Annotated in this window: 10 protein-coding genes; 4 read left to right on the forward strand and 6 right to left on the reverse strand. The window is 43.8% G+C overall.

Annotation, left to right across the window (positions count from 1 at the left end; translation table 11 throughout):
- The 3 genes from gmtZ to greB form a co-directional block, all read left to right on the forward strand.
- The coding region (gene gmtZ / locus BM082_RS24000) for a gamma-mobile-trio integrase GmtZ (protein WP_208862556.1) at positions 1-3,049 on the forward strand (3,049 nt) is incomplete at its 5' end.
- Positions 3,042-3,665, forward strand: a complete 624-nt coding sequence (gene gmtX / locus BM082_RS24005; RefSeq protein WP_083417944.1) for a gamma-mobile-trio protein GmtX — start codon at positions 3,042-3,044, stop codon at positions 3,663-3,665. The genes gmtZ and gmtX, both read left to right, overlap by 8 nt.
- Before the next feature lie 20 nt (positions 3,666-3,685).
- On the forward strand, positions 3,686-4,168 hold the full coding sequence (gene greB, locus BM082_RS24010; protein WP_074928898.1) for a transcription elongation factor GreB: 483 nt from the start codon (positions 3,686-3,688) through the stop codon (positions 4,166-4,168).
- Between the two features lie 46 nt (positions 4,169-4,214).
- On the opposite strand, the gene BM082_RS24015 is transcribed toward greB, so the two are convergent.
- Genes BM082_RS24015 through BM082_RS24025 form a run of 3 tightly spaced genes read right to left on the reverse strand, consistent with a single transcriptional unit; the run spans position 4,215 to position 6,322 of the window.
- Positions 4,215-4,373, reverse strand: coding sequence for a transcriptional regulator (locus BM082_RS24015; protein WP_074928900.1), 159 nt, complete (start codon positions 4,371-4,373; stop codon positions 4,215-4,217).
- 45 nt (positions 4,374-4,418) lie between these two features.
- Positions 4,419-5,807, reverse strand: a complete 1,389-nt coding sequence (locus tag BM082_RS24020; protein WP_074928902.1) for a DEAD/DEAH box helicase — start codon at positions 5,805-5,807, stop codon at positions 4,419-4,421.
- Positions 5,804-6,322, reverse strand: coding sequence for a hypothetical protein (locus tag BM082_RS24025; RefSeq protein ID WP_074928904.1), 519 nt, complete (start codon positions 6,320-6,322; stop codon positions 5,804-5,806). The genes BM082_RS24020 and BM082_RS24025 overlap by 4 nt, the downstream gene beginning before the upstream one ends.
- 105 nt (positions 6,323-6,427) lie before the next feature.
- Here BM082_RS24025 and BM082_RS24030 point away from each other — a divergent pair, with 105 nt between their 5' ends.
- Positions 6,428-6,634 carry a helix-turn-helix domain-containing protein gene (locus BM082_RS24030; RefSeq protein WP_074928906.1) on the forward strand — a complete coding sequence of 69 codons (207 nt, stop codon included), beginning with the start codon at positions 6,428-6,430 and terminating at the stop codon, positions 6,632-6,634.
- A gap of 93 nt (positions 6,635-6,727) precedes the next feature.
- On the opposite strand, the gene BM082_RS24035 is transcribed toward BM082_RS24030, so the two are convergent.
- From BM082_RS24035 to BM082_RS24045, 3 genes are all read right to left on the reverse strand, one after another.
- On the reverse strand, positions 6,728-6,949 hold the full coding sequence (locus tag BM082_RS24035) for a DUF7683 domain-containing protein (protein ID WP_074928907.1): 222 nt from the start codon (positions 6,947-6,949) through the stop codon (positions 6,728-6,730).
- A gap of 132 nt (positions 6,950-7,081) precedes the next feature.
- Positions 7,082-7,339: a bacteriocin immunity protein gene (locus BM082_RS24040; RefSeq protein WP_074928909.1), complete on the reverse strand. Its 258-nt coding sequence runs from the start codon at positions 7,337-7,339 to the stop codon at positions 7,082-7,084.
- Positions 7,336-8,529: S-type pyocin domain-containing protein (locus BM082_RS24045; RefSeq protein ID WP_074928911.1), on the reverse strand; the 1,194-nt coding region annotated here is incomplete at its 5' end. The genes BM082_RS24040 and BM082_RS24045, both read right to left, overlap by 4 nt.

The raw sequence follows: 8,529 nt of genomic DNA on the forward strand, positions 1-8,529 counted from the left end.
GATAACAAGTCGTAAGGAATACCAGGCGCGCTACAAAGAAGACCCTCGTTTACCATCAAACCCTAACCTGATGTACAAAAAAGAGTGGATGGATTGGGCTGATTTTCTGGGACAGAAAGACAGGTTCTATCCTGACCTACAGACAGCCAGTGAGGCGGCGCAGCACCTGAAGATAACAAGTCGTAAGGAATACCAGGCGCGCTACAAAAAAGACCCTCGTTTACCATCAAACCCTTACGAGATGTACAAAAAAGAGTGGACGGATTGGGATGATTTTCTGCTGCCAAAGACAGTCTCTGATGTCTGGAGCTTTAAGCAAGCTTGCTCGGTTCTCGGGATAAATAACTCAAGGGATTACCGCCATGCTAGAAAAAAGCACAAACTTTTACCGGCGAAGCCAGAAAAACTGGTGTGGTGGATAGATTGGTACAATGCACTCGATATACCTCGGCCTTACGAATACGGCATTTTGAGGGGAAAAGTCTTGGAGTTTGGTTGTCAAACATTAAACGATTATAAAAAAATGAGGTTGAGCCTAAATGACCCTCGCGTTCCATCCGCTCCAGCCGAAACTTATAGCGAGTGGACAAATACCCACGATTTTTTTGGCAAGAAAAGGCCATATAAAGTTAGATATTTCGAGCCAGAGTGGGAAGCGTGGGGGCTTTTAATCAAAGAGTTTCTTAAAACAGCGCGTGCTGGAGATACAAAAGAAAAAGACTTATGTGAATTTGTTCGAGAATTTATTGAACCAAGTGGGTATGGTCTATCGCCCTTGGACTTTCTCACTCGAGGGAGTGTAGACATTCATCCAATGTTAGCCTTGTTCTCTGAGGTGCCTTCGACTCGAAAGAAAAAATGGCTATTTTCAATAAACGAGTTTTTGGATTGGGTTTTAGCAACGGAATTAACCATCGAAGATGAAGATACAGGTGAAATTCATCTGGTTAATGGGGCCAGAAACCCTTTCGCTCTCATAAATTTTGATGGTGAAATCACTCCAGAAAAAAGAGGTGAGACAGACAAGCTTGCTTTGCCCTATCAATTTGTAAAAGCCACTAGAGAGTGGATCTTTCCTGATAGTTCCCTTCAATCAACCACCAATTACAATGAATTATCACATTTGCATCGATTCAGTGCTGACTGGATAACCGTTGATGACCCTTCATTGATCGATGAAAACGATCCTGATTGTGTTGTGAGGAGAAACGGTGACAAGGTTGAGATTTGGCTCCCCATCTACTGGACATATACCTTTGCTCTGATGCACCTCCCAGCCAGAGGACGCCAGATAATCTATTGTGATTCCGGTGAGGCTGATGGGGAAGTCGCGCGTATAGAAAATGGCAAGGTCATTTGGGCCGAAAACAAGAACAAACTTACAGGGCTTACAGAATGCCAAGCGATGGTAAGTAAAATCGGAGAGGATTACGGCGTACGCTACACGTCCAATAAAACGCATTTCGGCGGCCAGGGTTATAGAGTCCCATTTATCCCAGATGAGCTGGTCTACTGGTTAATAAAGCTACGTAACTGGCAAGAAAAGTATAATCCTATCTCGAAGCCGACTGCGTGGTTCGATTGCAAGCGAACTAACTTAAATGAGTCACAGAGAAAGCAAAAAGGCAGTAACTGTTTCTTGTTTCGTGACGTTGGGGAGGTAGAACCAGGCATATTTGGGTCTAGATTGACAAACCGCCTTGCGGCCGCTTTGTTCTTTTCAGGAAAGGGTGATGTATCGGGAACCACGTATTTTGGTCTTCCATACAAGGATACGAGTGAAGATACATTGTTTGGCTTTGGCAGCCTTTCAATCTCTCAATTCAATTCGTCATATACGCCTCATTCACTGCGTGTGAGCCTTATTAATGCGTATGCTTACGAGTTTGGGCTGCCACTTGAGGTCATAATGAAGCTCGTTGGCCACTCAAGCATTCTTATGTCTATTTACTATATTAAAAGCGACAAAACTGGTGCTAACCTTAGGGAAAGACTAGAAAAAGGAGAAAAAGAGGCACTCAGGAACGTTGCTTATACATTGAAAAAGCATATTGAAAACCAGCGTATCGAGGAGTGTAAAAGTCAGCTAACCGCCAACTCTCCAGAATTTTTGACTTCACTAACCAATGCACGCCCTTCGTCAAGTTACCAGTTTAAAGATTTTGGCTGTTGCCCTGTCGGAGGTGTCTTCTGCAGTGAAGGGGGCGACAGAGCTATGACAAAGGTTAATATTTTTCACCCAGTCCCTGCCGGCTATCTCGGCGAGCAAAATTGTATTCGTTGTCGCTTTTTCGTCACTGGCCCTGCATTTATGATGGGTCTCGTTGCTCTCTTTAATGAGATATCACTATCCGTGCATACTCAATCACTGCGCCACTCTAAATTAGAAGAAGATTTAGACAATATCATCGAAGACATAGAGGTGATCTCACACCAAATTTATGAAGAGAAAAAAAACAATTCTGAGATGCAGCTACTTCAGGAAAAAATGCAAGCCAAGGTAGCTGAAAGGCATAAGCTGAATTCAGAAATTGAGACAAGAGCGAAGAAGATAGACTTATACCTGTGTGATATGAACTTTGTTCACAAGCACATAGATGACTGCCGAACCCTTGCTAAAAGTCACCCCATCTCACCAAACAAAAAACTTCAACTAGTGGTGCCAGCTTCTTTCGAAGTCAGTATGGATCTTGATGATGTGAGTTGCTTTCATCAACTTTCTGAGGTGTGCGAGAACGCAGAGATCTATCATTCATGTAGCGATGAAATAGCAATTCATCAGCGGTCTCAGATTCTGGATAGGATGCTGATTAATAATCAAATAGAACCCAAACTAATGTTTCTGAGTGAGCAAGAACAGCTATCGGTCGGCAATCAGCTAACAGAGCTTATGCTTTCGAGGCTAAAAAGTTGGGAAAATGTTGATAAGGTCATCGATGGCTCGTTGTTGCTAACAGATTTGGATGACAGGAGTCGTTCCACGTTACGATCAATCAATCAGCTGTTCTCTGCTCCCAACTTACTGAAGATAGGAGGTCAGAGTGAGTGAAATTACACCTGACCAATTGCTACAACAATTGAAACAACATGCTTCAACAAGAACTCAACACTCTCTCGACGCTATATTCCAGGTCTGTATGGAACAACAGGGCAGAGGCCTGAATGAATTCAGCTATGCAACTATTGCGAAGCTTGGGGCGGGGCGAGGTGTGCCTGCTGCACAAAGTATTCGGAATAAGACTGGAGAGCCCTACAGAGCACTCATAAAGAGTTTTGTTGATGCGTCTCCTAAACCCAAGAAAGTGGCACCAAGCTCCTCCAAAGGCATTTCATACTCATGGATTGACGAGCTTGAGGATCCTGTGGTCCGCTTACAGGCGAACATCCTTTACTCAGAGAAAAAGCAAGCTGAAAAGCTCTTGCGTGAACTTGTTCCAATCAATCAAGTCATAGAAGTTTTTGACGGCGGGTCACAGAGCGTGTCCACAGTGAAACTTAGCGAACTTGAACGGAGTGCGCTGGAGTATCTGCTCTCTAGTATATTTCTTAGACGCAACGGGCTTGAGCATGGTAAAAACGGCACTATCGTAAAGGCAGATACTGGGGAGTCATTTTTCCCAGTCGCAACAATAGATGCCATAAAAAAAGCACTTACAAATTTATAAAGTACAGACAGGAATACGTTGTGAAAACAAAGCTCATCACTCGCGGGGGCTACAACAAGCTCAAAGAAGAACATGATTACCTTTGGGATGAAAAACGGCCTGAAATTACGAAAATCGTAACATGGGCTGCGAGCCTTGGTGATCGTTCAGAAAACGCTGATTACACCTTCAACAAGCGTATTTTGAGGCAAATTGATAGACGAGTCCGTTTTCTTCGAAAGCTCCTTCCTGAGCTTAAAATTGTCGATTATTCGTCTCAGCAGGACGGTAAAGTCTTCTTCGGGGCATGGGTTGAAATTGAAAACGACGCCGGTGATCGAAAGAGGTTTCGTATTGTTGGGCCGGAAGAGATATACGGACGAAATGATTACATATCGATAGACTCTCCAATGGCTAGAGCCCTTCTAAAAAAAGAGGTCGATGATGAGTTTGTGGTAAGAACGCCTGAAGGTGAAAAAGAGTGGTTTATCAACACGATCGAATATGAAAAATACGCTCAATAACTGCAGTCTGTGGCTTTCTACCTATTAACCCCGACCTATTGAAGCCTCATATCGGATAATGAAGATCTTCATACGCTTCCACTAAACAAACCAGCATCTCAAGCTCATCGCCTTCTGGGGTGCCGGGTTCTGCGTCAAATAAGGCTTCTATTCTTTTCAGAGCGAGCTTGTAGTCTTGTTCTGATGTCACTGTTACGCATTCCATTTCGAATTTCCCTCACCTTCCTATCACTCTGCCGATAACAGTAACCTACGAAAAAGTAGTAATAATTTTCTCTCTGAATTGACCTACTACGTCAAAGTAAGATGACTCCAAGGTGGTATTTGAACTGATATTCCTACTGTCGTTAGTGGAAGGTTCTCGGTTGGAACTATCAGGCCACTCAACATGAACATAACCTAACTCATCAGCGTCTCGTGAGGTTCGTATTGATGGGGTATTCGATACAGTAATATCCACCGTGTGGGTCATAGTGATTTTGTAATCCGGTACTTCAATGTCCATGCGGTGGGCAAACATGGAAAGGTTTGGTTCTGCAAACGTATACATCCAGGCCTCTTCGGTATTACTGTTCTCTATACGCATAATTCTTCCCAAGACCTGCCGAAAGTACATTTCTGTTTTTACACTGCTTAGGTGGCAACACACCTGAAGTCTCGGAATATCAGTCCCCTCACTGATCATCCCTATACTGATAATCCATTCATCTGAGGAGCGGCGAAAGCTATCAATGATTTCGCTGCTGTTGTCGTGTCGATAAGTCACTAACCTCGCGTCTTTTTTGAATTTTTCTTTCAATAGACGCTGGATGTTCAGCGCGTGACTCACCGAAGAGGCGACGATTAACCCTCCTGCATTTGGTTTACTTTTACGAAGTTCTTCCAATTTGGCCATCGCCAACTTGAGCAGGTAACAAATGCAGTTTTCGTCATGTATGAAGGAAAGGTAGGTGCCTTTTCCTTTTGATAAGTAGGATTCAAGGCTGTTAAACGTTTCTGTTTGGCTTTCAGACGTCAGTTCAATTTTGTCGTTATCAATCAGTACGACCTTCGGGAAACGGCAGACTCTGTCAGTGATCGCCTGCCGAAGGCCATAAGAGTAATCGCAAATTATGCCATTATCAGCATCGAGGTAATGGCCTAAAGATATTGGGAGAGAATCAGTGCGCCAAGGCGTGCCAGTGAGAGCGAGTGTATACGTGGCCTGTGCTTGGATGTTCTCCAAAATAGCCTCTCCCCAACGGTTCGCATCGCTGAGCGCCATACCAGCACAATGATGAATTTCATCGAAAACAACCAGCACACGTGAGTGCTTTAGTAAAAGCCAAAAATTCTCATCTAAATTAATCATCGCTTGGTAAGTAAGAGAATCGCCAAGCGAACCAAAGTAGCCATCAAATCGATTCTTCAAACTGAACTGAAACGTCTTCTTTAAGCCCGACGCGACTTCTCTTGAAGGTGAAAAACACAAAACAAAATCAATCAAATTTTCATCTAGAAGACGGCTGGCCACTTCTGCCGCCATGATGGATTTCCCTGCGCCCGGTGTTGCTAAGCAGAGAAAGTGCTTTTCGCCATCCAGATATTGATTCAGGGCGAGGTAAGCGCAATCCTCCTGCCAAGCACGCAGTGTAGTCATGATATCGACATGGCTATTTTTAAGGCTCGGATTTCACCGAGTAGCCTAGAGCTTTGTTCTCTCGCTTTAGATCGAACATCTTGGAGTTTTGCGTTCAGATGAGGCGCCTGCTTACAGAGGTCCTTGTATGTTTCAAATTCAGACAAACAAGCAATAAAATCACTTTCGCACTGCTCAAGTCGCTCGTTCAGCCACTCTGTTGTCCCCTCGGAGATGCTTTGCGGAGTGTCATTGGTAATGTGGTCAAGGATATGCCAGTTCGCCGTATCAAATGACTCCGCCTTTAGATAAACGGGTTTCTTTCCCTCACATGCATGATCTTTAACGATAAGGCCTTTATTGATAAGACGATTCAGTGTTCGGTAAACAAGCTTTCTCAGCTCGATGACTTTTCTTTTTTCCTGAGAGGTCGCACCAACTGCGTCCCTCAATTGAAGAGCAGTGAAATTATCGAAGTCTCGCTCTATGAGTACGTCATAGAAGGCTTGCTGAATGTTTACTTTTTGAATCGCCATAACGTAAGTCAATGTGAGTATCAAAAGTTCATAATTTGCGGATTATAATCCGTGGCTTAATATGCCGCAACTAAGGATAGTTTTTTGTCTTTAACAGGACAAAAAATGAAACACTTAGCTATCCAATTCGGACAAAAACTAAGGGCCAAACGAAAAGAATTGGGCGTATCGCAGGAGAAACTTGCTCTGTTATCGAATATTGACCGCAGCTACGTTGGCCGCATCGAGCGTGGCGAGATGAACATTACGCTTGAGAAAGCGTATGAACTTGCCGAGGCATTGGGGTGTGATGTTAGAGAGTTACTTCCCTAGCAGAGAGCACAAGGTCTAAAAACGACAAATGTCTCCTCACTCTGCATAAATTCACAGGATTTATGCTTTTTTGCACTCGATGCTTAAACCTTCTTAACCTTGAACCTCACAGATAAAAACATCTCTTCCTTCGCGGTTAAATGATCCACCAACAATGCTTTCTATTTGTTTTAGTTGCTCAAAGTCAACATCTGCACAGTTTCCCTCTAAATGAAAACCAAATATCCGATAAACATCTTCATTGGTGAGTGCGCTTAAGGTGCGCTCTTCGAGTAACTCTTCAGTCTCTTTGTCAAAAAATTCGAGTTCAAACATTTACTTTTCAGCCTTTCTTTCGAAGAGCAATCAGGACACACGCTTTACGATAGTTGCCGCCTCTATACCGTGAATCAAAAAGTGCTATTTGAGGTTGATTGTGTTGTTTCTAAATGTGAGTGTCCCAATAGTTCACTCCTTGAAACATGGCAGGCCTTGCTCTGCATACCACCGCTTGAGCTCACTAATCACACCGTTTGGAGAGTCTTCTTGGTTATTACTAGGCCAGAAAATAAGGTCTGTTCCTTTCGGGTGACTAACGATTTTTTTGAAGTGGTTAATTAACTTATCTTCCTCTTCTTCTGGTAGTTCAGCACCATAGATTTTTTCGACGTACGATAGAAACTCGTTTTCAGTGTAATCAGATAAATTATTTTTCAACTCGGTCATTTGTCTTTCCCGTAGTGAATATGCTTATGGTTTTTCGGTGTTACTACTCTCATATTATCCATGTCGTAGACTTCGCCGCCATGTTGGATCTCTTCAATATGATGTATTTCGTACCTAATTTGTTCACCATAGTGTTCAGATTGAGGTGAGATCGGTGCTCTACCAGCCTTAATTTTCCTTTTGTTTGAGTTGTTGAATTGCCCCATTAACTCACTGTCTTTAGATACTTCTATCCAAAACGCTTCTCGGAATCTATCAAAGCTAGAGAATTCTCGTCCTCTTAATTTGTCTGCAATTTGTGAAGGAACTGGGGAGCCAAGTTCTTTGCCGGCACTTTCCAACCATATTCCTACAATGTCTTTGCCCTTGCCTGTTGCCCCTCCAGGCTTACCCCTAGGCGAACTAAACACCAAGTAAAGCGGAGCAATACCACTGTCTGCCGGAAACGTCACAATCAGATCTATATGCTCAGCTTCGGGATTTGGGTAGACGAGCTTGTCGAGTTCTTGTCCGTCATAATCTATAGGGCGAACGAGAATATTGCTGATTTCAAGGCCACTGGTATCTGGGTATTCACTTCCAGCTTTGAAGAGGTTTTCGCTGTCATCAGGGAACCATGTCAGCGTCAAATCTTCATCAACGATGGCTTCAAAATTCTCTCCTACTGCATCGGCAGAGATACGCCTTACGGTGTCACCATAAGAACTGCCTTCTCCGGTATGAATCCCTAATGCTTGAGGGTTGCCGTTTTCATCTTGAAAAAGCCTAAAACGAACGCGTGTTATGGCTTCAGGTAGCTGAGCCAGTTCTTCATCTGAATACAGTGTGCCGTCACCCAGCTGTGATGGCCAAAACGCTAGTAGTAAGAAATTCGCGCGAGAGGCGGCAGTTTTCGCTATGTCTCCCGCTAGTGCCCAATTAAGAGGCATTTTAGACGTCGTGCCTGCTACTTTCCCTAGTGGCAAAAGACCGTTAGCTGTCATTGCCCTTGCGGGAGCCATCGCCGCCATTACACCAAAGTTAGGTGCTTTTATTTCTTCTTCGCAGGCTTGCGTGTCGCCATAAGGTCGGGTGCAAGATTTAGCAAAAACCTTGTCTGCTTGAGGCGATTTAGCGAAGTTCTCTGATATCGCAGGCGGTGGAGTCGGTGTTAGCGGTGGTTCTGTAACGACAGGCTCAGGGACATAGTT

This window comes from Enterovibrio norvegicus DSM 15893 (assembly GCF_900115495.1).
Classification (GTDB): domain Bacteria; phylum Pseudomonadota; class Gammaproteobacteria; order Enterobacterales; family Vibrionaceae; genus Enterovibrio; species Enterovibrio norvegicus.